The organism is Mesorhizobium sp. USDA 4775 (assembly GCF_054062655.1).
Map to the genome: position 1 here is coordinate 187,910 of NZ_JBSSFM010000001.1, position 19,902 is coordinate 207,811.

General features: G+C 64.2%; 17 protein-coding genes. 11 read left to right on the forward strand and 6 right to left on the reverse strand.

What is annotated here, in order from left to right:
• Positions 1–49 precede the first annotated feature (49 nt).
• On the reverse strand, positions 50–1,660 hold the full coding sequence (locus tag ACVILI_RS00925) for an inorganic phosphate transporter (RefSeq protein WP_038650037.1): 1,611 nt from the start codon (positions 1,658–1,660) through the stop codon (positions 50–52).
• 98 nt (positions 1,661–1,758) lie between these two features.
• Positions 1,759–2,973, reverse strand: a complete 1,215-nt coding sequence (locus ACVILI_RS00930) for an ROK family transcriptional regulator (protein WP_240564993.1) — start codon at positions 2,971–2,973, stop codon at positions 1,759–1,761.
• Positions 2,974–3,193: 220 nt separating this feature from the next.
• Here ACVILI_RS00930 and ACVILI_RS00935 point away from each other — a divergent pair, with 220 nt between their 5' ends.
• The 6 genes from ACVILI_RS00935 (at position 3,194) to ACVILI_RS00960 (ending at position 9,363) form a co-directional block, all read left to right on the forward strand.
• Positions 3,194–4,432 carry an extracellular solute-binding protein gene (locus ACVILI_RS00935; RefSeq protein ID WP_038653440.1) on the forward strand — a complete coding sequence of 413 codons (1,239 nt, stop codon included), beginning with the start codon at positions 3,194–3,196 and terminating at the stop codon, positions 4,430–4,432.
• Between the two features lie 184 nt (positions 4,433–4,616).
• Positions 4,617–5,501, forward strand: coding sequence for a carbohydrate ABC transporter permease (locus ACVILI_RS00940; RefSeq protein WP_019861543.1), 885 nt, complete (start codon positions 4,617–4,619; stop codon positions 5,499–5,501).
• Positions 5,501–6,346 carry a carbohydrate ABC transporter permease gene (locus tag ACVILI_RS00945; RefSeq protein ID WP_038650044.1) on the forward strand — a complete coding sequence of 282 codons (846 nt, stop codon included), beginning with the start codon at positions 5,501–5,503 and terminating at the stop codon, positions 6,344–6,346. The genes ACVILI_RS00940 and ACVILI_RS00945 overlap by 1 nt, the downstream gene beginning before the upstream one ends.
• Positions 6,343–7,365, forward strand: a complete 1,023-nt coding sequence (locus tag ACVILI_RS00950) for an SIS domain-containing protein (RefSeq protein ID WP_038650046.1) — start codon at positions 6,343–6,345, stop codon at positions 7,363–7,365. Before ACVILI_RS00945 ends, ACVILI_RS00950 begins: the two co-directional genes overlap by 4 nt.
• Positions 7,365–8,303 (forward strand): PfkB family carbohydrate kinase, encoded by a 939-nt coding sequence (locus tag ACVILI_RS00955; protein ID WP_038650049.1) that lies wholly within the window; start codon positions 7,365–7,367, stop codon positions 8,301–8,303. Before ACVILI_RS00950 ends, ACVILI_RS00955 begins: the two co-directional genes overlap by 1 nt.
• Entirely contained in the window at positions 8,290–9,363 is a 1,074-nt protein-coding gene (locus tag ACVILI_RS00960) for an ABC transporter ATP-binding protein (protein WP_038650052.1), read from the forward strand. The genes ACVILI_RS00955 and ACVILI_RS00960 overlap by 14 nt, the downstream gene beginning before the upstream one ends.
• Before the next feature lie 46 nt (positions 9,364–9,409).
• Here ACVILI_RS00960 and ACVILI_RS00965 read toward each other — a convergent pair whose 3' ends face one another.
• Positions 9,410–9,973, reverse strand: coding sequence for a TetR/AcrR family transcriptional regulator (locus ACVILI_RS00965; protein ID WP_038650055.1), 564 nt, complete (start codon positions 9,971–9,973; stop codon positions 9,410–9,412).
• 145 nt (positions 9,974–10,118) lie between these two features.
• On the opposite strand from ACVILI_RS00965, the gene ACVILI_RS00970 reads away from it, so the two are divergent.
• Positions 10,119–11,486, forward strand: a complete 1,368-nt coding sequence (locus ACVILI_RS00970) for an efflux RND transporter periplasmic adaptor subunit (protein WP_027047463.1) — start codon at positions 10,119–10,121, stop codon at positions 11,484–11,486.
• Positions 11,483–14,566: an efflux RND transporter permease subunit gene (locus ACVILI_RS00975; protein ID WP_019861552.1), complete on the forward strand. Its 3,084-nt coding sequence runs from the start codon at positions 11,483–11,485 to the stop codon at positions 14,564–14,566. Before ACVILI_RS00970 ends, ACVILI_RS00975 begins: the two co-directional genes overlap by 4 nt.
• Before the next feature lie 130 nt (positions 14,567–14,696).
• Here the strand turns inward: ACVILI_RS00975 and ACVILI_RS00980 are convergent, their stop codons facing one another.
• Together ACVILI_RS00980 and ACVILI_RS00985 are read right to left on the reverse strand one after the other, a co-directional pair.
• The gene (locus ACVILI_RS00980) at positions 14,697–15,152 is read right to left on the reverse strand and encodes a L,D-transpeptidase (RefSeq protein WP_038650058.1); all 456 of its coding nucleotides are present in this window, start codon (positions 15,150–15,152) and stop codon (positions 14,697–14,699) included.
• Positions 15,153–15,372: 220 nt separating this feature from the next.
• Positions 15,373–15,810: a hypothetical protein gene (locus ACVILI_RS00985; protein WP_457102284.1), complete on the reverse strand. Its 438-nt coding sequence runs from the start codon at positions 15,808–15,810 to the stop codon at positions 15,373–15,375.
• A 65-nt stretch (positions 15,811–15,875) separates the two neighbouring features.
• Here ACVILI_RS00985 and ACVILI_RS00990 point away from each other — a divergent pair, with 65 nt between their 5' ends.
• Positions 15,876–16,043: a hypothetical protein gene (locus ACVILI_RS00990; RefSeq protein WP_019861555.1), complete on the forward strand. Its 168-nt coding sequence runs from the start codon at positions 15,876–15,878 to the stop codon at positions 16,041–16,043.
• Between the two features lie 67 nt (positions 16,044–16,110).
• Here ACVILI_RS00990 and ACVILI_RS00995 read toward each other — a convergent pair whose 3' ends face one another.
• A complete protein-coding gene (locus tag ACVILI_RS00995; RefSeq protein WP_019861556.1) occupies positions 16,111–16,812 on the reverse strand; it encodes a response regulator transcription factor in 702 nt (233 codons plus the stop codon).
• A gap of 45 nt (positions 16,813–16,857) precedes the next feature.
• On the opposite strand from ACVILI_RS00995, the gene ACVILI_RS01000 reads away from it, so the two are divergent.
• Both ACVILI_RS01000 and ACVILI_RS01005 read left to right on the forward strand, forming a co-directional pair.
• Positions 16,858–17,631 (forward strand): response regulator, encoded by a 774-nt coding sequence (locus ACVILI_RS01000; protein ID WP_171880411.1) that lies wholly within the window; start codon positions 16,858–16,860, stop codon positions 17,629–17,631.
• A gap of 119 nt (positions 17,632–17,750) precedes the next feature.
• Positions 17,751–19,811, forward strand: a complete 2,061-nt coding sequence (locus tag ACVILI_RS01005; RefSeq protein ID WP_038650063.1) for an ATP-binding protein — start codon at positions 17,751–17,753, stop codon at positions 19,809–19,811.
• Positions 19,812–19,902 lie beyond the last annotated feature (91 nt).

Genomic DNA, 19,902 nt, shown 5'->3' on the forward strand with positions numbered 1-19,902 from the left:
AAACGGCGCCGCAAGTGGCGCCGTTTTTGCGTAGTGCACTGCGCTCCGCTCAGAACACCTGGCGGAAGACGATGAACAGCACGAAGGCAAGCGCGATCGAGCACGGCAGGGTCAACACCCAGGCCAGCAGCAGGTTGCGCACCGTCGACCACTGCAGGCCCGAGCCATTGGCGGCCATCGTTCCGGCGACGCCCGACGACAGCACATGGGTGGTCGAAACCGGCAGGCCGAGCCGGTCGGCCATGCCGATGGTCACCATGGCGACGAGTTCGGCCGCCGCACCCTGGCCATAGGTCAGGTGGCTCTTGCCGATCTTCTCGCCGACAGTGACGACGATGCGTTTCCAGCCGACCATGGTGCCGAGACCCAGCGCCAGCGCCACCGCGATCTTCACCCAGAGCGGGATGAACTTCGTCGCATTGTCGACGGCCTTGTGGTAGTCGGTCACCGCCTTGAGATCGGCGGCCTGCATCGGCAGCAGTTGCTTCTTGTCGATCAGCTTGAGCGCCTCGCCGATCAGATAGATGTCGTTGCGGGCGTTGCTGACCAGATCGGTCGGTACATTGTCGACCGACGCATAGGGCTGCAGTCCAGCCGTCGTGTTGTGGATATAGGTCTGCAAGGCGACCGTAGTCTTGTCGCTCCAGCTGCGGGTGCGCACGGCATCCTGGACGGCTGCCTTGGCATCCTTGGCATCCGTGACGGTGACACCAGGCTTCGCATATTTGCCCAGCGCCGTTTCAACATTGGCCGAAGCCGACTTGTAGGCTTCGAGATAGTTGATGTCGGGCGTGCGGTTCAGCGCATAGGCCGTCGGCACCACGCCGATCAGGATCAGCATGATCAGGCCCATGCCCTTCTGTCCGTCATTGGAGCCATGCGCGAAGCTGACGCCGGTGCAGGTGAAGATCAGCAGGCCGCGGATCCACCAAGGCGGCGGCGTGTTGCCCTTCGGTGCCTCGTAGAGCGCCGGATTGCGCACGAGCAGCTTCATCGCATAGAGCAGGACCGCGGCGGCGAAGAAGCCGATGATCGGCGACACCAGCAAGGTCACGCCGACATTGGTCGCCTGCGACCAGTCGACGCCGCTGGTGGCGCTGCCGGACGGCGCCATGAACTGGTTGGCGAGGCCGACGCCGATGATCGAGCCGACCATCGTGTGCGAGCTCGAAGCCGGCAGGCCGAGGAACCAGGTGCCGAGGTTCCACAGGATGGCGGCGACGAGCAGCGCGAACACCATGGCAAAGCCGGAGGAGGAGCCGACCTGCAGGATCAGCTCGACCGGCAGCAGAGACAGGATGCCGAAGGCGACCGCGCCGCTGGAGGTGAGAACGCCGAGGAAATTGAAGACGCCCGACCACATGACGGCGAATTCGGCCGGCAGGGAGCGCGTGTAGATGACGGTCGCCACCGCATTGGCCGTATCGTGGAAGCCGTTGACGAATTCGAAGCCGAGCGCGATCAGCAAGGCGATGCCGAGTAGGATCCACGGCACGGTCTTGGCCACCGCCAGGTCCTGGCTCAGCGCGTAGCCGACATAGACCACGCCGACCAGCACCAGCACGCCGAAGGCCGGCAGAAACCACGTCGCGCCGCCCGAACTGTGCAGCGGATGATCCGGTCTCGGAATGCCCGCCTCACTAGAAACTATGTCCACCATGTCCCACTCCTATTGCATTGCAGCAAAGAACTGGGAAAGACGCTATGTCCGCACGATGAACCCTGTGTGACGCCGAGACGCTTCGGCCTTGGGAGCTCCTATGCCGGAGCGGAACGCGTCTTCAGGATCGCCGAGAACAGCGGATCGAAGGCGCGGCTGATCGGCGCCGCGGCCGCACCGAGCGCGATCGACCAGGGGTCGGTGGTGCCGAGCTGCAGGCGCGGCAGGTTCCTTGCGGGCCGATCGGCGATCGACGGCAGCAGCGGGTGCATCGCCTCGACGAGCCGGCGCGCCAGCGCTTCCGGCGCACCGCTTGTCAGGATCACGGTCTTCGGATCGAAGATCGTCTCGATGAGATGCACGCTCCAGCGCAGATCATGCGCGGCCCCGTCGATCCAGGCCATCATCTTCGTATCCTCGGCCAGCACCAGGGCGTTCATCTGTTCGTAGATATCGCTGTCCGCCGGATTGAGGTCGAGATGCTGGTAGAGCGAGGCCAGCGAGGCGCGGTGCTCGAGCGGCGTCGAGCCTGGGCCAGCCGGCGCCAGCAGCGCCATGCCGATTTCGCCGGCATTGCCATGGCCGCCACTATAGAGTTCGCCATTGAGGATCAGCCCGGCGCCGATGCCGTAGCCGACATAGAGACAGACCGCGTGGTCGACGCCGTGCGCCGCGCCGACGATACGTTCGGCAGTGGCGCAGGCGGCGGCATCGTTCTGCAGGCCGACATTCAGCCCCGTGCCTTTGGCCAGCGTCTCCAGCAGCGGAAACTTCTGCCAGGCCGGCATCATCCATTTGTCGTCCGAATCCTTCAGTCCGAAAGGACCGGGCATGGCAACGCCGAGACCGACCAGCCGTTTTTCCGACTGCGCGGAAATGCCGGCCAGGTCACGGCGCACACCTGCAATCAGCTTCAGGATGATCTCAACGCCCTTCGACGGCTCATCGAAAGGCAGGTTCGCCTCGGCCCGCGCCAGCACGCTGCCCATCAGGTCGACGGCCACCGCCCGCGTCAGATGGCGGTCGATATGCAGGCCGATGGCGAAGGCGCCTTCGGGCACCAGCCTGTAAGGGGTAGACGGTTGCCCCCTGCCCTTGCGCACCGCGTCCAGCGCGACGACCAGGCCGTCGTTTTCGAGATCCTCGATGATGTTGGAGACCGCCTGCTTGGTGAGCTGAGTCGCCCGCGCCAGGTCGGCCCGCGACAGGGCGCCATTGAGGCGTAGCGCCTCGATCATGACCCGGCGGTTGTGTGCGCTGGTGCCTTCCTGGTTGGTGCCGCTTTTGGCGCGGATCGGGCTGATGTCATCCACCGGCTTTTCCCCTCTTGACTCCATTAGAATATTGATCGACTAATTAAGTCAAGCGAGTTGACTTAATGCAAACCGAATGTCCCAAAACAAGATGGCCAAGGCCTTCCGCCTGTCGCCACTGGTCGGCCGGGTAAGCATCAGGTCACGCGACATGGACCCGGGAAGGCGAAGCGAAACGCCCGCATCGCCGACCCGTCAACGCCGGAAATGGGAGAAGAAGATGCTTAAGACAATCACCAAAACACTGGTCGGCGCGGTCTTCGCCGGAGGACTGCTCGTCCCTCACGCTTTCGCCGAAACGACGCTCAATGCGCTGTTCATGGCGCAGGCCGCCTACAGCGAGGCCGATGTGCGCGCCATGACGGACGCCTTCACCAAGGCCAATCCGGACGTCAAGGTCAATCTCGAATTCGTTCCCTATGAAGGCCTGCACGACAAGACCGTGCTGGCCCAGGGGTCGGGCGGCGGCTACGACGTCGTGCTGTTCGACGTCATCTGGCCGGCCGAATACGCCACCAACAAGGTGCTGGTCGACGTCTCGTCGAAGATCACCGACGACATGAAGAAGGGTGTGCTGCCCGGCGCCTGGACCACGGTCCAGTACGACGGCAAATACTACGGCATGCCGTGGATCCTCGACACCAAATATCTGTTCTACAACAAGGACATCCTGGAGAAGGCCGGCATCAAGACACCGCCGAAGACCTGGGAAGAGCTTGGCGCACAGGCCAAGATCATCCAGGACAAGGGCCTGCTGAAGACGCCGATCGCCTGGAGCTGGTCGCAGGCCGAGGCCGCGATTTGCGACTACACCACGCTGGTCAGCGCCTATGGCGGCGACTTCCTCAAGGACGGCAAGCCGGACTTCCAGAATGGCGGCGGCCTCTCGGCGCTGAAATACATGGCCGACAGCTACAAGTCCGGCCTCACCAACCCGAATTCCAAGGAATTCCTGGAAGAAGACGTGCGCAAGGTCTTCGAAAACGGCGATGCCGCCTTCGCGCTGAACTGGACCTACATGTACAACATGGCCAACGATCCGAAGGACTCGAAGGTGGCGGGCAAGGTCGGCGTCGTGCCGGCACCGGGCGTCACCGGCATCAGCGAGGTGTCGGCCGTCAACGGTTCGATGGGCCTCGGCGTCACCGCGGTCTCGAAGCATCCGGACGAAGCCTGGAAATACATCGAATACATGACCTCGCAGGCGACGCAGAACCAGTATGCCAAGCTGTCGCTGCCGATCTGGGCCTCGTCCTATGACGACCCGGCCGTCACCAAGGGCCAGGAAGAGCTGATCGCCGCCGCCAAGCAGGGTCTTGCCGCCATGTATCCGCGTCCGACCACGCCGAAATACCAGGAACTGTCGACCGCGCTGCAGCAGGCGATCCAGGAATCGCTGCTCGGCCAGTCCTCGCCTGAGGATGCCTTGACCACGGCCGCGAAGAACAGCGGCCTCTAAGCACTTTTCTCCAGTTGCGGGCGGCACTACAGCGCCGCGCGTCCCTTGGACGCGCAAAGGACGCTGTAGCGCTTCTGATCTTGCGCATGATCCTTTCCGGAAGTCGGTTCCGACTTCCGGGGTCATGCGCGAGTGCCGCCCGTGCTATGTCTGAAACCAAGATCGCTAGGGAGAGGTTGCTCCGATGTCGAGCACCTGGATGACGACCCGTGCCTGGTTGCTGATGCTGCCGCTGCTCGTGGTCATGGTCGCCGTCATCGGCTGGCCGCTGGTCGATACGGTCGGTCTTTCCTTCACCGACGCCAAGCTGGTCGGCACCGGCGGCAATTACGTCGGCTTCGACAATTACACCAACATGCTGTCGAGCTCGAATTTTTCGCGCACGCTGGTCACCACGACGCTGTTCGCCGTCATTTCCGTTGCCGCCGAAATGGTGATCGGCGTTCTCGCCGCGTTGCTCCTCAATCAGCAGTTCCACGGTCGCGCCATCCTGCGCGCCTTGATGATCCTGCCCTGGGCATTGCCGACCGTGGTCAACGCCACGCTGTGGCGGCTGATCTACAATCCCGAATATGGCGCGCTGAACGCCGCCTTGACGCAACTCAATCTCATCGACGCCTACCGCTCCTGGCTGGGTGAGCCGGGAACGGCGCTGGTGGCCCTGATCGTCGCCGACTGCTGGAAGAACTTTCCGCTGGTGGCGTTGATCGCGCTCGCCGCCTTGCAGGCGGTGCCGCGCGACATCACCGCCGCCTCGCTTGTCGATGGCGCGGGACCGTTCAACCGCTTCCGCTTCGTCATCCTGCCCTATCTCGCCGGCCCGCTGATGGTGGCGCTGGTGCTGCGCACCATCGAGGCCTTCAAGGTCTTCGACATCATCTGGGTGATGACCCGCGGCGGCCCGGCAAACAGCACGCGCACGCTGTCGATCCTTGTCTACCAGGAGGCTTTCTCCTTCCAGCGCGCCGGCTCCGGCGCGTCGCTGGCGCTGATCGTCACCTTGCTCGTCACCGTGCTCGCCGTCGCCTATGCGGCGCTGGTCAGGAAGACCGCCGGGAGTGCCGCCTGATGGAACGCAAAAGCCCCGCCTTCACCATCTTCATCCATGCCTGCGCGCTGCTGCTCGCCGCCATCATCCTGGCGCCGATCGCCTGGCTGTTCATCATGAGCATTTCGCCGGCCGCCGATCTCGCCGCCAAGCCGCTGCGCTGGTGGCCGCTGGCCGCCGACTTCTCGCGCTACCAGACATTGCTGTCGACCGCCGAAAACAGCGCCGGCGCCGCCTTCACCTCGTCGCTGCGCAACAGCCTGGAGATCGCCGGCATGGCGACGCTGGCGGCGCTCGCTCTGGCCATCCCCGCCGGCTGGGCGGTCTCGCGCACGCCGGCGATCGGCTGGTCGCTGTCGATGGTCATTGCCACCTACATGCTGCCGCCGGTGGCGCTCGCTGTGCCGCTCTATATGGGCCTGTCGCATCTCGGCCTGCTCAACAATGTCTTCGGCCTGGCGCTGGTCTATTTGACCATATTGGCGCCCTTCACCACCTGGCTGATGAAATCCGGTTTTGACTCGATTCCGCGCGAGATCGAGGCGGCGGCGATGATCGACGGCGCCGGCCTGTTCCAGACCTTGCGCATCATCACGCTGCCGCTGGCGGCGCCAGTCATGGCGACATCGGCGCTGTTTGCCGTGCTGCTCGCCTGGGACGAATTCTTCTATGCGCTGCTGTTCACCTCCGACCAGCGCGCCAAGACCTTGACCGTCGCCATCGCCGATTTGGCCGGCGGCCGTGTTTCCGACTACGGGCTGATCGCCACCGCCGGCGTGCTGGCCGCTTTGCCGCCGGTGCTGATTGGCCTCGTCATGCAGCGGGCGCTGATCTCGGGCCTGACCAGCGGCGGTGTGAAAGGATGACGATGACTGCAACAAGAATTCGGCCGGCCGGACTGGTCGCCATCGACCGCGAAATGGCGCGCCAGCATGCGGATGCGCGTGCTTCGTTCGAACACAACACTGCCATGGCGGCAAACGTCGCCGCCTCGATCAGGAAGACCGGCCGGCTGCTGCTGCTCGGCATGGGCGGGTCGCATGCCGTCAGCCGCGCCGTCGAACCGCTTTATCGCGCGCTCGGCATCGATGCGCTGGCACTGCCGCTCTCGGAACAGCTCGGCCAGCCGGTGCCGCTGGACGGCAAGACGGTGCTCGTCACCTCGCAGTCCGGCGAGAGCGCGGAGGTCGTCAGGTGGTTTGCGGAAGCCGGAAGCACTACTGATATTTTCGGCCTGACGCTCGAGGGCGGCTCCTTTCTCGCCCGCGCCGCGCCTTGCCTGGTCGGCGCCGGCGGCACCGAACTGGCCTTCGCCGCGACCCGCAGCCTGACCGTGACCTTCGCCTTGCATCTGGCCATCCTGGCTGCGTTGGGCGAGGACCCGAGTGCCGCTCTTGGCGCGCTGGACCAGAAACAGGACAACGACATCACGCAAGCGCTCGCAGCGCTGGAGGAGGTAACGACCATCGTCACCTCCGGCCGCCGCCTGCAGGGCGTCGCCGAGGCGCTGGCGCTCGGCCTCACCGAACTGTCGCGGCTGCCCTGCTTCTCGCTCGAAGGCGGCCAGTTGCGGCACGGACCGATGGAGATGCTCGGCCCAAAAATCGGCATCATCCTGTTTCGCGGCAACGATCCGACAGCGGAACTGGTGACGGCGATGGCCCTTTCCGTGGTCGAGGCCGACGCGCCGCTGATCATCTTCGACGCTTCCGGGCAATCGCCGGTCGCGGGCGCCGTCACGCTCTCGTTCAAGCCGGCTTCGGGTCTCGCCGCGATCTTCGCCATGCTGCCGGTGGCACAGCGCCTGATGATCGCCTTCGCCGACAGTCGCGTCGACAATGCCGGTACGCCCGTGCGCTCGACCAAGATCACCAGGAGCGAGTGATGCGTCCGCTCGCGGTGATCGGCAATGTCAATGTCGACCTGATTGTCGGCCCGGTCGCGCCATGGCCGAAGGCAGGCACGGAAACCGTCGTCGATCACGACGATCTGCGCGTTGGCGGACAGGCCGGCAACACCGGGCTCGCCTGGCAGGCGTTGGGCATTGATTTCGAGATCGCCGCCAATGTCGGCGACGATCAGTTCGGCCGCTGGCTGCGCGAGGCGTTCGGCAGCCGCGCCGACAAATGGCCGGTGCGCCCGGAGAGCACGACGCTTTCGGTCGGCATGACCCATCCCGACGGCGAAAGGACGTTTTTCACCACGCGCGGCCACCTGCCCCGCTTCAGCCTTGCCGACGTATTTTCGGTGCTCGACGGCAAGCGCCTCGCCGGCGGCTATGCGTTGCTGTGCGGCTCCTTCCTCACCGATGACCTCACCCGCGACTACGAAGCGTTCTTCGACTGGGCGAACGGGCACGGTATCGCGGTAGCGCTGGACACCGGTTGGCCGATGGAGGGCTGGACCCCAGCGAACTGCAAGGCGGCGCGCACCTGGCTCGCGCGCTGCGACCTTGCTCTGTTCAACGAGGTGGAGACCGTGACCCTGGCCGGCCTGCCCGATCCGGTCGAGGCCGCGCGGCAAATCCAGTCCAGCATGAAGAAGGGCGCGACCGCCGTCGTCAAGCGCGGCCCCGAAGGGGCGATCGCCATCGGCCCGGGCGGAGCGCTGGTCACGGCGACCGCGCCCGACGTCAAGGTCGTCGACACCATCGGCGCCGGCGATGTTTTCAATGCGGCCTTCCTGGCCGCACTGGCGCAGGACCAGACACTGACCGCCTCGCTTGCAGCCGCGACGCAGGTGGCGTCGCGCGCCATATCAACCTTGCCCCGTAACTACGGCGAACCGATGCATCCAAGGAAAGCCACGCATGAGCGCGCTTGAAATCCGCAACGTCCGCAAGAATTACGGCAGCGTCGAAACGCTGAAAGGCATCGACATCGCTCTGCAGAGCGGCGAATTCCTGGTCCTGCTCGGCTCGTCGGGTTGCGGAAAGTCGACGCTTCTCAACATCATCGCCGGCCTCGCCGAAGCGACGGGCGGCGACGTGCTGATCGGCGGCCGCTCGATCCTTGGCGTTCACCCCAAGAACCGCGACATCGCCATGGTCTTCCAGTCCTACGCGCTCTATCCGAACCTGACCGTGCGCCGTAATATCGGCTTCGGGCTGGAAATGCGCGGCGTCGCCGCCGACGAGCGCGAAAAGGCGGTGGCCGAGGCGGCAAGACTGCTGCAGATCGAAGCCCTGCTCGACCGCAAGCCGAGCCAGCTTTCCGGCGGCCAGCGCCAGCGCGTCGCCATCGGCAGGGCACTGGTGCGCAAGCCGCAAGTGTTCCTGTTCGACGAACCCTTGTCCAATCTCGACGCCAAGCTGCGCCTGGAAATGCGCACCGAGCTGAAGCGCCTGCATCAGATGTTGCAGACCACCGTCGTCTACGTCACTCACGACCAGATCGAGGCAATGACGCTGGCGAGCCGCATCGCGGTGATGCGCGACGGCAGGATCGAGCAGCTCGGCACGCCCGAGGAGATCTACAACGAGCCGGCAACGCTCTATGTCGCCGGCTTTGTCGGCGCACCGTCGATGAACATGCTGCAGGCGACGGTTCAAGGGACCACGCTGGCCATCGATGGCGCCAAGGCGAGCCTGCCCTTGCCCGCCCGTTTCCGCGACGCGGTGCAGGACGGAGCGCGGGTTGTGGCCGGCATCAGGCCCGAAGCACTGCGGGTCGCGGCGGATGCGGCCGCGCCGTCAGTGCCGGTGGAAATTGAAGTCATCGAATTGACCGGTCCCGAACTGGTCACCACCGCACGGATCGGCACACAGCGGCTGACGGCCTGCCTGCCGCCGGCGTCCCGCGTCGCGAAAGGTCAGGCGGCAAGCTTCGCCTTCAGCGAGGACGCGCTGCGGCTCTTCGACCCTGACACCGGCAAGGCTTTTTGAGTCTGACCCGGAAAAACCGGTGCCTGCCGGCTGAAGGCTTTCAGGATTACGTCGCGGGGGCTTGCGCCGCATCGGGCGAACCGGCGATTTCCAGCAAGGACGCCACCAGCAGTTCCCGCTCGTCCTTCGACAGCACGTCGGAATCGAAAAGGTTCATGCTGCGCAGCCCCTCGATGGCGAGGTAACAGACCAGCAGCGATTTGAGGTCTGATGTTTCGCCCTTCAGCCGTTCGAAAAGCTGCCGCTTGAATGTCTTTATCGGCGTCATGAAATCGGGATCCTCGGCGATCGCCGAAAAGATCCACGAGGCCGAGGGGCGCTTTTCCTCGCAATCATCGGCCGACAGCCTGATGTAGACGGCGAGCGGATTTTTGCCATCGTCGTTGCTGTTGGCGGTCTCCAGCGCCTGCTCGAAGTCGCGCAGATAGCCTTCGACCAGCCCCTGCATCAATTTGGCCTTGGTCGGAAAATTGTAGAGCAACCCACCCTTCGACACGCCAGCGCGGCTGGCGACGGCATCCAGCGACAGGCTGCCGGGCCCGGATTCCCGGGCAACGTCAGCCGCCGCCGCGAGTATCTTCTCGCGCGAGTTCGGTCGTCGGGCTCTCATGGCGCCTCCCTTCGCAAGCTTAGGCCCAATTGACAAGACCGTCCAGACGGTACAGTAAAGCCGCCACTATTTGAAATCGGGACCCGCAGTCGATATGTGTCCCGATGTCCGCGCTTCGCGCCGGATTTCGACTGAGGGGACTTCCTTGTTCAAGCGCATACTCCGTTTCTTCGTCATCATTCTCGTTCTGGCCGTGCTGGTCGTTGTGGTCGGCGGCATCGTCGGCTTCAACTTCCTGCGCGACAACGGCATCAAGCAGTATTTCGCCACGATGAAGCCGCCGGCTGCGACAGTGTCGACGACCATCGCCAAGCCGTCGAGCTGGACGCCGGGCGTCGAGGCGATCGGTACGGTGCGAGCCGTGCGCGGCGTCGACCTAACGGTCGAGACCACCGGCATCGTCAAGGACATCCTTTTCCATGCCAACCAGAAGGTGGCGGCCAATGCGGTGCTGCTGCAGCTCGACGATGCCGTCGAGCGCGCCGATCTCGACGCGCAGAAGGCGCAGGCCGCCCTCGATCAGGTATCGCTGACCCGCGCCATCGAACTGACCAGGCGTGGCGTCGGCTCCGACTCGACGCTGGACACCGCACGTGCGGCGGCTTCGGCTTCGGCGTCCCAGGTCACCAAGCTGCAGGCCGTGCTCGACCAGAAGCAGCTGACGGCGCCTTTCGGCGGCACGGTCGGTATTCCGAAGATCGATATCGGCCAGTATATGGCGCCCGGCACCGCCGTGGTGACACTGCAGGATCTCGACACGATGCGGGTCGATTTCTCGGTACCCGAACAGCAGCTCCCGCTGCTCAAGATCGGCCAGACGGTTCGGCTGGGCTTGAGCGGCGGGGACATGCCGTTTGCCGGCGAAATCCGCGGCATCGACCCCAAGATCGACCCGTCCAGCCGGCTGGTGAACATCCGGGCGGAAGTCGCCAATCCCGACGGCAAGCTAACCCCTGGCCAGTTCGTGCAGGTGCGTGTCGAACTGCCCGAGGAGCAGAACGTGCTGTCGCTGCCGCAGACGGCACTGACCACCAGCCTCTATGGCGATTACATCTTCGTGGTGCAGCCGGCCAAGCCCGCCGGCGCTGCGCCGGCGCAGCCCGCCAAGCCGGAAGAAAAGCCGGCCGCGGCGGCCACCGACAAGCCGGCGGATGCCAAGCCGGCGGACGCGATGAAACCAGCTGCCGATGCCATGAAGCCCGCTGCTGATGCCATGAAGCCTGCCGCCGATGCTGCAAAGCCGGCGGACAAGGCCGCTCCCGACGCCGCCAAACCGGCTGCCGACCCGGCCAAGCCGGCGGCGGAGGGCGACAAGCCCGCGCTGGTGCTGTCTCAGGTCTTCGTCAAGCCCGGCCGCCGCAATCAGGGCATGGTCGAGATCGTCGAAGGGCTGAAGGCCGGCGACGAGGTCGTCACCGCAGGTCAGAACCGCCTCTTCAACGGCATGTCCGTCAATGTCGACAACACCATCGACCCGACCAAATCGGCGAACAAGCAGGCCGACCAGCAATGAGCTTTTCCGATCTCTTCATTCGCCGGCCCGTCCTGTCGACGGTCCTTGCCTGCATGATCCTGCTCCTGGGTTTCCAGGGCATCTTCAACCTGTCGATCCGCCAGTATCCGAAGGTGGACGAAACCGCGATCACGATTACGACGGCCTATCCGGGCGCCAGCGCCGACCTGATCCAGGGCTTCATTTCCGCCCCGATCGCGCGCGCCGTCGCCTCGACCGAGAACATCGACTACGTCACTTCGTCCAGCCGTCCGTCCTCCAGCACCGTGACGGTGCAGATGAAGCTCGGCTCCAACCCCGACGTGGCGCTGACCGAAGTGCTGTCCAAGGTCCAGGGCGTGCGCGGCACCTTGCCGGACGCTTCCAAGGACCCTGTCATCGTCAAGGGCACCGGCCAGCAGTTCGCGATGATGTACATCTCGATGCAGAATCCGAACATGACGAAGGAGCAGCTGACGGAGTATATCGAGCGCGTCATCCGGCCCCGCATGTCGACGGTCGAAGGTGTCGCCGACGTCCAGATCTTCGGCGCCCAGCAATATTCGATGCGCGTCTGGATCGACCCTGTCCGGCTTGCCGCACGCGGTGTAACGGCGGCGGAAGTGCTGACGGCGATCAACAATTCCAACTTCCTGTCGGCGCCCGGCAACACCCAGAACGAATATGTCGTTTCTTCGATCACCGTGCGCTCGACGCTGCAGACGCCGGAAGCCTTCGCCGAACTGCCCCTGCGCTCGACCGACGGCAATGTGGTGCGGCTGCGCGACGTGGCCCGCGTCGAACTCGGCGCTGAAAATACCGACACCAGGGTCTCGTTCAACGGCAAGCCCGGCACCTTCCTCGCCATCTTCCCAACCCCTGCAGCCAACCCGCTGACCACCGCGGCAGCGCTCACCAAGCTTGTGCCGCAGATCCAGGAAACGCTGCCGAAAGGCATGACGATCGAGGTCGTCTACGACGCGACCGGGCAGATCAGCGCCTCGATCGAGGAGGTGTTCAAGACCATCGGCGAGGCTGTTGCCATCGTCGTCGTGGTCATCCTTCTGTTCCTCGGCTCGTTCCGTTCGGTGATGATGCCGATCATCACCATTCCGTTGTCGCTGATCGGCGTCTGCTTCCTGTTGTTTGCGGTGGGCTATTCGATCAACCTTCTGTCGCTGCTGGCCATGGTGCTGGCGATCGGTCTTGTCGTCGACGATGCCATCGTGGTGGTGGAGAACATCCACCGCCACATGGAAGAAGACCACATGACGCCGATGCAGGCGGCGTTCAGCGGCATGCGCGAGATCGCCTCGGCCATCGTCGCCATGACCATGACGCTGGCCGCCGTGTTCGCGCCGCTGGCCTTCACCGGCGGCCTGACCGGCGCGCTGTTCCGCGAGTTCGCGGTGACGCTCGCCGGCTCGGTGGTGCTGTCGGGCGTCATCGCCGTCACCATCACCCCGATGATGTCGGCGCGTCTCTTGAAGGCCGGCACGCCGGGCCGTTTCCAGCGCATTGTCGACGGCATTTTCGCGCGGGTCGAGCACGTCTATGAGCGTGCCGTCACCGGTTCGCTGAACTATCGTCCTTTGACGTTGATCATCGTGCTCGCGCTCGTCGGCGTGACCGGCTTCATGTTCACCAAGACCTCGAGCGAGCTGGCGCCCGAAGAGGATCAGGGCTTCCTGCTCTCGCTCGTGACCGCGCCGACCTATGCGACATCGGATTACACCGAAACCTATGTGAACCAGATGCTCGGACTGGTGAGGGATATTCCCGAAACGCGGGCGCAGTTCTCGGCGGTCGCCTTCGGTGGCACGACAAACAGCGCCTTTGTCGGCTTTGCCTTCAAGGATTGGGCGGAGCGCAAGCGCAATTCGAAGGAACTGCAGGCCGACATCACGGCTCGTATCGCGAAGGTGGCGGGCGTGCAGGCCTTCGTCTTCGCACCGCCGACGCTGCCGGGCTCCGGTGGCGGCCTGCCGATCGCCCTGGTCGTGCGCTCGACCGGCGATTCCGCGGAAGTGTACAAGGCCGCTGAGCAGATCAAGAACAAGGCACAGGCCTCCGGCCGTTTCATCGTCGTGCAGAACTCGATGTCTTACGATTCGCCGCAGGTGACGGTCACCATCGACCGCGACCGAGCCGCCGCGCTGAACCTGCCGATCGCCGATATCGGCCGGACGCTGACGCTGCTGGTCGGCGGTGCCGAAGTGGCGCAGTTCGACCGCGACTCCAACAGCTATGACATCATCCCCCAGGTGCCGCAGCAATTCCGCGACAACCCCGAAAAGCTCGGCGAATATTTCGTGCGCAGCGCAACGGGCGAGATGGTGCCGCTGTCGGCGGTGGTGAATATCTCCAACAATGCCTCGCCGGCGGCGATCGAACAGTTCAACCAGCTGAATTCGTCGACTATCTCGGCGCTGCCCCTGCCCGGCGTCACCACGGGCGACGGTTTGAAGGTCCTCGAGGACATTGCCAGGGAGAGCCTGCCCGACACCTTCTTCATCGACTATTCCGGCCAGTCCCGGCAGGAGAAGGAACAGGGCAACACCATCCTGATCGCTTTCGCAGCAGCCGTCATCGTCATCTACCTGGTGCTGGCGGCGCAGTTTGAAAGCTTCCGCGATCCGCTCATCATCATGATGGCGGTGCCGCTGTCGATCTTCGGCGCGATCGTGCCGCTCAATCTCGGTCTCGGCACGCTCAACATCTACACGCAGGTGGGTCTGATTACGCTGATCGGCCTGATCACCAAGCACGGCATCCTGCTGGTCGAATTCGCCAACCAGCAGCGCGAGGCGCATGGCCTGCGGCGGCGCGACGCCATCATCGCCTCGGCCAAAGTGCGCCTGCGGCCGATCCTGATGACGACGGCGGCTATGGCGCTAGGCGTCGTACCGCTGATCACGTCGAGCGGCGCCGGTGCTGCTGCCCGCTATTCGATGGGCCTGGTCATCTTCACCGGCATCCTAGTCGGCACCATGTTCACGCTCTTCGTCGTGCCGATGTTCTACACCTTCATCGCCAGCAAGGACCTGCCGCATCTTGCTGAAAAGCCGGATCCGAGGCTGATGCCGGCATTGCCGGACTGATAGAAGCCGAAGAACAAAAAAAGAGGCCGGAAAAATCCGGCCTCTTTTTTTGGCTGCGCTCAATACCGCCGGAATGGTCCGGCAGGAGTCCTGAACAGGCGCGGCAGTCCGCCGGCCTGCCCACAGCCTGCTACTTGACGATGACGATGCTGGTGTTGGCCGGCCCGAAGGTCTCGACCAGCTGATAGAAATCGGCCGCATTGTCCGGGTGCAGCCGCACGCAGCCATGCGAGGCCGGCTGGCCGAGGCGCTTGATGGCATAGGTGGCATGCACCGCGTAGCCGCCGCTGAAGAACACCGAATGCGGCATCGGCGCGTTGTCGTACTTCTTCGAGTACCACATCTCATGCATGCGCGTCGGCTTGAACGAGCCGGTCGGCGTCACATGCGTCCGGTCACCGGTGGAAACCTTCCAGGCGAAAGTCGGCCGGCCATCGACCGAGACCTCCATGATCTGCTGCGAAAGCGAGACCCGCGCCACGATCTTGTTGGCGGCATGGGCTGCGTTGGCGCCGAACAGAAGTGCTGCACCCGTGAGCGCGGCGGCGGTGATGTTGATGAGCTTGGCGGAAATGGTGGTGTGCATGATGTCCCCTCTCTCTGCCGGTCAGGCCGGCTCCAATTCGATGAGCGCGTTATCGTTGCGGCATGTTTCGGCGAGATTTCGCGAAATGCTCGTTTGTGTTTCGAATCTGTTTCCTCTGGTTAACAGGCCAAGCGGCCATAGCGACTACGATCGCATCCCGACGACGGCGGCGATGTGCAGCACATAGGTATTCCCCGCAAAACGAAAGTTCGAACTGCCTCTATATGAAAGATCGATGGGCAATCTCGAAACCAATCGGCAACAAAGCGCGGCTTCGGGCGGCATGATCCGGATACGGGCTGACCGCAAGGTTGACGCAACGAAAGCAGACGGCAACGACCATGGGAACGAAAACGAACACGCGATCCTGGCTCTTCAGGATCAGCATCGCAGCAGCAGTCATAGGCGGTGTCGGCACGGTTGCCGGCGGCTCCGAGGCAAGGCTGGCGGCGATGAGTTCGAGCGAGATTTCTACCCTGCACGTCGCCCTGTTTTCCGCCTCGGTCTGGATTGTTTCCAGCCTGCGCATCATCCGGCTCAAGGCCCTCTGGCGGGTTGGCCTTCGGTTGCTGGCATTGCGCGGCCCCTCCGGCAACTTGCTGCCGCGAGGACCGAAGGCCCGCGCCGCAGCGGGGGGCTCCGTGAGCGGCGCGGGCACTTCGGGAGTTTCCTGAAGCGACCCGCGACATACTCATTTTTGAAGAATTCTGGGGAGTTGGAACGATGAAGACGAAATTCGCCGCCTCTGTGCTTTCCGCACTGCTCTATGCGCAGGGCCTGCTTGGCTTTGCCGCCCTGGCCACCGTGCTCCTCAAGGAGCGAGCCCACGCAAACGGACTCGTCGTGAGCAGCGACATGCCATCGGGTCCGTCGCTGCTGGTGGTGCGCTGAACCGCGGGAGCATCGGCAGGAGGAAAATCCGATGCTCAGCCAGAAAGATAGCCCGCGTACGCTGCCCTCAGTCGGTGAATTGCTGCGGCGGATCGAACCGGTAGCCCGCGCCACGTATGGTGGTGATGGTCTCTGTGTCGAGCTTGCGGCGCAGCCGCACGATGCGCGAATCGATCGAACGATCGAAGGCGTCGGCATTCTCGGCCGGTGCCGCGGCGATGATGTCGTCACGCGTCAGCACCTTGCGGGGGCTCGCCAGGAACAGCCTGAGCAGCGCCACCTGGCCGGGCGAAAGCTGTTCCTCCGTACCGGACCGGTGCATGACGATGGCCGATCTCAGATCGACGGTCGCGTTCTCCAGCACGATCAGTTCCTGCGTGCCCCTGCCACGACGCGACAGCAGGCCGCCGACCCTGGCGGCAAGCTCCCTGACATTAAGCGGGCTTTCGACGACGTCGGCCGCACCCAGTTCGAGCGCCAGCACCTTGTCGACGAGATCGGACGGCCGGCAGATCAGGATGAAATCGGGTCCGTCCCGGCCGCCCTCGCCTTGGCCGCCATAACGCCTGAGCAGATCCCGCCCTTCCGCCTGGCTGAGACTGTCACCGACGACAACGACATCGATGCCTCCGCCCGCCAGCAGCGATTCCGCCTCCCAGGGCTGTCGCGCCTGCCGCACATCATGGCCACGCCGGTCGAGATGGTCGGCAAGTTCGGTCGCGACCACGTCGGCGACGGAAACAAGCGCAATAACCGCTCGTGCAGCCATGTTTTTCAACCGTTCCCTTGCAACCGGATATGAGTGCTGGACATGATGTTTATACCCAATCTACTTTCCACTGAAAGTGGGAGCGAGAGCATCGTGCGGGCAAGAATAGTGATCGTCGAGGACGAGCCCGACCTGAGGGACGCGGTTGCCGAGTATCTCGGCGCCGCCGGCTATGATGTGGCGACCGCTGAAACCGCAGCCGCCGCGCGCAGCCTGATCGAGACCCAAGCCTTTCATCTGGCCATTCTCGACATCGCCATGCCCGGCGAGGACGGGCTGTCGCTCGGCCGCTGGCTGCGCTCGAGAATGCCGATCGGCATCATCTACGCCACCGCCGCCGGCACGGCGCTCGACCGCATCGTCGGGCTGGAGCTCGGCGCCGACGACTATATCGTCAAGCCATACGAACTGCGCGAAGTGCTGGCGAGGGTGCGCAGCGTGCTGCGCCGCGTTCCGCAGCCGACGGAACTGCTCGACAGGAAGACCAGGACGGACCGCCGTTCCGTCGCCTTCGGCCCGTTCCAGGCCGATCTTGACGGCAGGCTAGTCACCGGCGCCAATGGCACAGTGATCGACATGGCCAAGAGCGAATTCGATGTGCTGGAGGTTTTCCTGACCCGCGCCAACCGGCTGCTGACCCGCGCCGCGATCTCGGAGGCAATCGGCTTCACCGAGGATCCGGAATCATCGCGCGCCGTCGACATTCGCATCATGCGCCTGCGCAAGAAGATCGAGGCGGATCCGGCCAACCCGAAATTTCTGCGCACGGTGCGCGGCGAAGGCTATATCTTCTCGCTGCCGACCGGCGACAGCAACTGAGCGCCAGGCCCAAAGGGTCTCAGGTTCACAGCCGTTGCTCGCCGATCGAATTGGGCCGATCGGATTGGCATACTTTAGAACAACGGCTGAAAATGACGGGCGAAGCAACAAGCAGTGATATGCAGGGTTTCAGGCAGGGCGCTGCGATGGCGGCCGTGCGCGTCGTTCGCCGGCTGCGCGAGGCCGGCGACTGGCAGCGCGAGATGGACGGCATACTGGAAACCCTTTGCCGGGCCATCGTATGCCAGCGCGGCATCCTGTTCCGCTTGCGCGAACTGCCGGGCCAGGGTTTTGCCCAGTCGGTTGCCGCCTACTGGATCGACCCCGACTTTGGCGGAGAACTGGCCTCGCCGACCGTGATCATGCAGTCGATCGTCAATTCGGACCCCCTGCTGGAGCGCGTCGCCGAGGACGAACGGCAGGGCAAGATCTTTGCCGGGCACACGCGCAATCTCGAAGGGTTCCTGAGAACCGATTTCGAAAAGCAGAACATCAAGTCGTTCCTGTCGGTGTCGGTCTTCGCCCATGGCCATCTGTGGGGCACGCTCGCCGTCAATGACTGCGTCGACGAGCGCGAGTGGACCGACGAGGAGGAGGCGACGCTGCACATCATCGCGCTCGCCATCGGCGACGCCATCGAGCACTCGCCCTCCGACGCCCATGCCAGCGAAGTGATCCGCCGCACCATGCTGCAGGCTTCGCTCGACGCCATCATCGTCATCGACGAGGCGGGCTCGATCATCGAATTCAATCCTGCCGCCGAAAAGATGTTCGGCTTCCAGCGCAGCGACATCCTCGGCAAGGACCTGCTCGACACCGTCGTGCCGGAATACTACCGCAAGGGCTATTCCTCGGGTGCCGACTACATGTCGGGCCGCGGCGCGCCGATGGTCGGCCAGCGGCTCGAGACCGTGACGCAGAATGCCGCCGGCGAGGTGTTTCCTATCGAGCTGACGGCGACCGAGATGCGCGTCGCCGACCGCCGCCTGATCTTCGGCTCGATCCGCGACCTGCGCGACAGGCTGCGTGCCGAGGAAGAGATCAACCGGCAGCGCGAGAAGCTGCACCAGAACGAGAAGATGGCGGCGATGGGCTCGCTGCTTGCCGGTGTTTCGCACGAGCTCAACAATCCACTGGCGGTGGTGGTCGCGCAATCGACGCTGTTGCACGAATTCGCCTCCGACCCGCAGACCAAGGTTCGTGCCGAGAAGGTGCGTGCCGCCGCCGAGCGCTGCGGCCGCATCGTCAAGAGCTTCCTGTCGATGGTCCGGCTGCATCCCGCGGCCCAGGCCGAGACCGATCTCAACCAGGTGATCCGCGCCGCTCTCGAGGTGACCGCCTATGGCGCACGCTCGAGCGGCATCATCATCGACACCGATTTCGCGCCGGGTCCGCTGCTGGCCATGGCGGACGCCGACCACGTGACGCAAGTGGCGGCCAATTTCCTCATCAACAGCCAGCACGCACTGGCCGGCATTGCCGGCGACCGGCTGATCAAGGTCCGCACCTTCCGCAGCGATCGCGACAATCCCTGCTTCTCGGTCGAGGACAACGGGCCCGGCATTCCCGAAGCGATCCGCAACCGCATCTTCGAATCCTACTTCACCACCAAGCCGGTCGGTGTTGGCACCGGCATCGGCTTGTCGATCTCGAAATCGATCATCGAGCGGCACAATGGCAGTGTCTGGTTCGAGGAAGTGCAGCCTCGAGGCGCGCGTTTCGTTGTCCAGTTGCCGGCCATTTCGGCGGGCATCGCCGCAGCCGGCGAGAGCCAGCCACGCTCAAGCGGCCTGCGTCATGCCTTGATCATCGACGACGAGCCTGATGTCGCGGGCTCCTTGTCCGACATTCTCGAATTGATGGGCATCAAGTCGCGCATCGCGCCGGTCTGGGAATCGGGTGCCGCCACCTTGAGCGGCCACATGCCGCCCGACATCGTCTTTTCGGACCTGCGCATGCCCGGCACATCTGGCATGGCCATCTACCGCGAACTGCTTGCCGAGCGGCCCGAACTGGCACGGCGTTTCGTGCTGGTCACCGGCGATCTGATCGGCGCCAAGGCGGAAATCGAAGCCTTGCCGGCGCAGCAGCGGCCGCAGATCCTGGAAAAGCCGTTCAGCACGCTGGACGTGCGCAGCGTGCTTTCATCCATCGCCGAGCAGGCCGCGTTGAAAGGCTAAAAAAGAAGCTCCCGGCCGACTGTGCGGCGGGAGCTGAATGGAGCGCTGGAGGAGCGCTCGGGGAGGTCAGAGCAGGATCCCGAAAGGGAAC

What these genes read in the sequence shown, in the direction of transcription:
- ACVILI_RS00925 (WP_038650037.1), bottom strand. Translation starts at nt 1,660, where the DNA reads ATGGTGGACATAGTTTCTAGTGAGGCGGGCATTCCGAGACCGGATCAT.
- ACVILI_RS00935 (WP_038653440.1), top strand. Translation starts at nt 3,194, where the DNA reads ATGCTTAAGACAATCACCAAAACACTGGTCGGCGCGGTCTTCGCCGGA.
- ACVILI_RS00940 (WP_019861543.1), top strand. Translation starts at nt 4,617, where the DNA reads ATGTCGAGCACCTGGATGACGACCCGTGCCTGGTTGCTGATGCTGCCG.
- ACVILI_RS00945 (WP_038650044.1), top strand. Translation starts at nt 5,501, where the DNA reads ATGGAACGCAAAAGCCCCGCCTTCACCATCTTCATCCATGCCTGCGCG.
- ACVILI_RS00950 (WP_038650046.1), top strand. Translation starts at nt 6,343, where the DNA reads ATGACGATGACTGCAACAAGAATTCGGCCGGCCGGACTGGTCGCCATC.
- ACVILI_RS00955 (WP_038650049.1), top strand. Translation starts at nt 7,365, where the DNA reads ATGCGTCCGCTCGCGGTGATCGGCAATGTCAATGTCGACCTGATTGTC.
- ACVILI_RS00960 (WP_038650052.1), top strand. Translation starts at nt 8,290, where the DNA reads ATGAGCGCGCTTGAAATCCGCAACGTCCGCAAGAATTACGGCAGCGTC.
- ACVILI_RS00965 (WP_038650055.1), bottom strand. Translation starts at nt 9,973, where the DNA reads ATGAGAGCCCGACGACCGAACTCGCGCGAGAAGATACTCGCGGCGGCG.
- ACVILI_RS00975 (WP_019861552.1), top strand. Translation starts at nt 11,483, where the DNA reads ATGAGCTTTTCCGATCTCTTCATTCGCCGGCCCGTCCTGTCGACGGTC.
- ACVILI_RS00980 (WP_038650058.1), bottom strand. Translation starts at nt 15,152, where the DNA reads ATGCACACCACCATTTCCGCCAAGCTCATCAACATCACCGCCGCCGCG.
- ACVILI_RS00990 (WP_019861555.1), top strand. Translation starts at nt 15,876, where the DNA reads ATGAAGACGAAATTCGCCGCCTCTGTGCTTTCCGCACTGCTCTATGCG.
- ACVILI_RS00995 (WP_019861556.1), bottom strand. Translation starts at nt 16,812, where the DNA reads ATGGCTGCACGAGCGGTTATTGCGCTTGTTTCCGTCGCCGACGTGGTC.
- ACVILI_RS01000 (WP_171880411.1), top strand. Translation starts at nt 16,858, where the DNA reads ATGTTTATACCCAATCTACTTTCCACTGAAAGTGGGAGCGAGAGCATC.
- ACVILI_RS01005 (WP_038650063.1), top strand. Translation starts at nt 17,751, where the DNA reads ATGCAGGGTTTCAGGCAGGGCGCTGCGATGGCGGCCGTGCGCGTCGTT.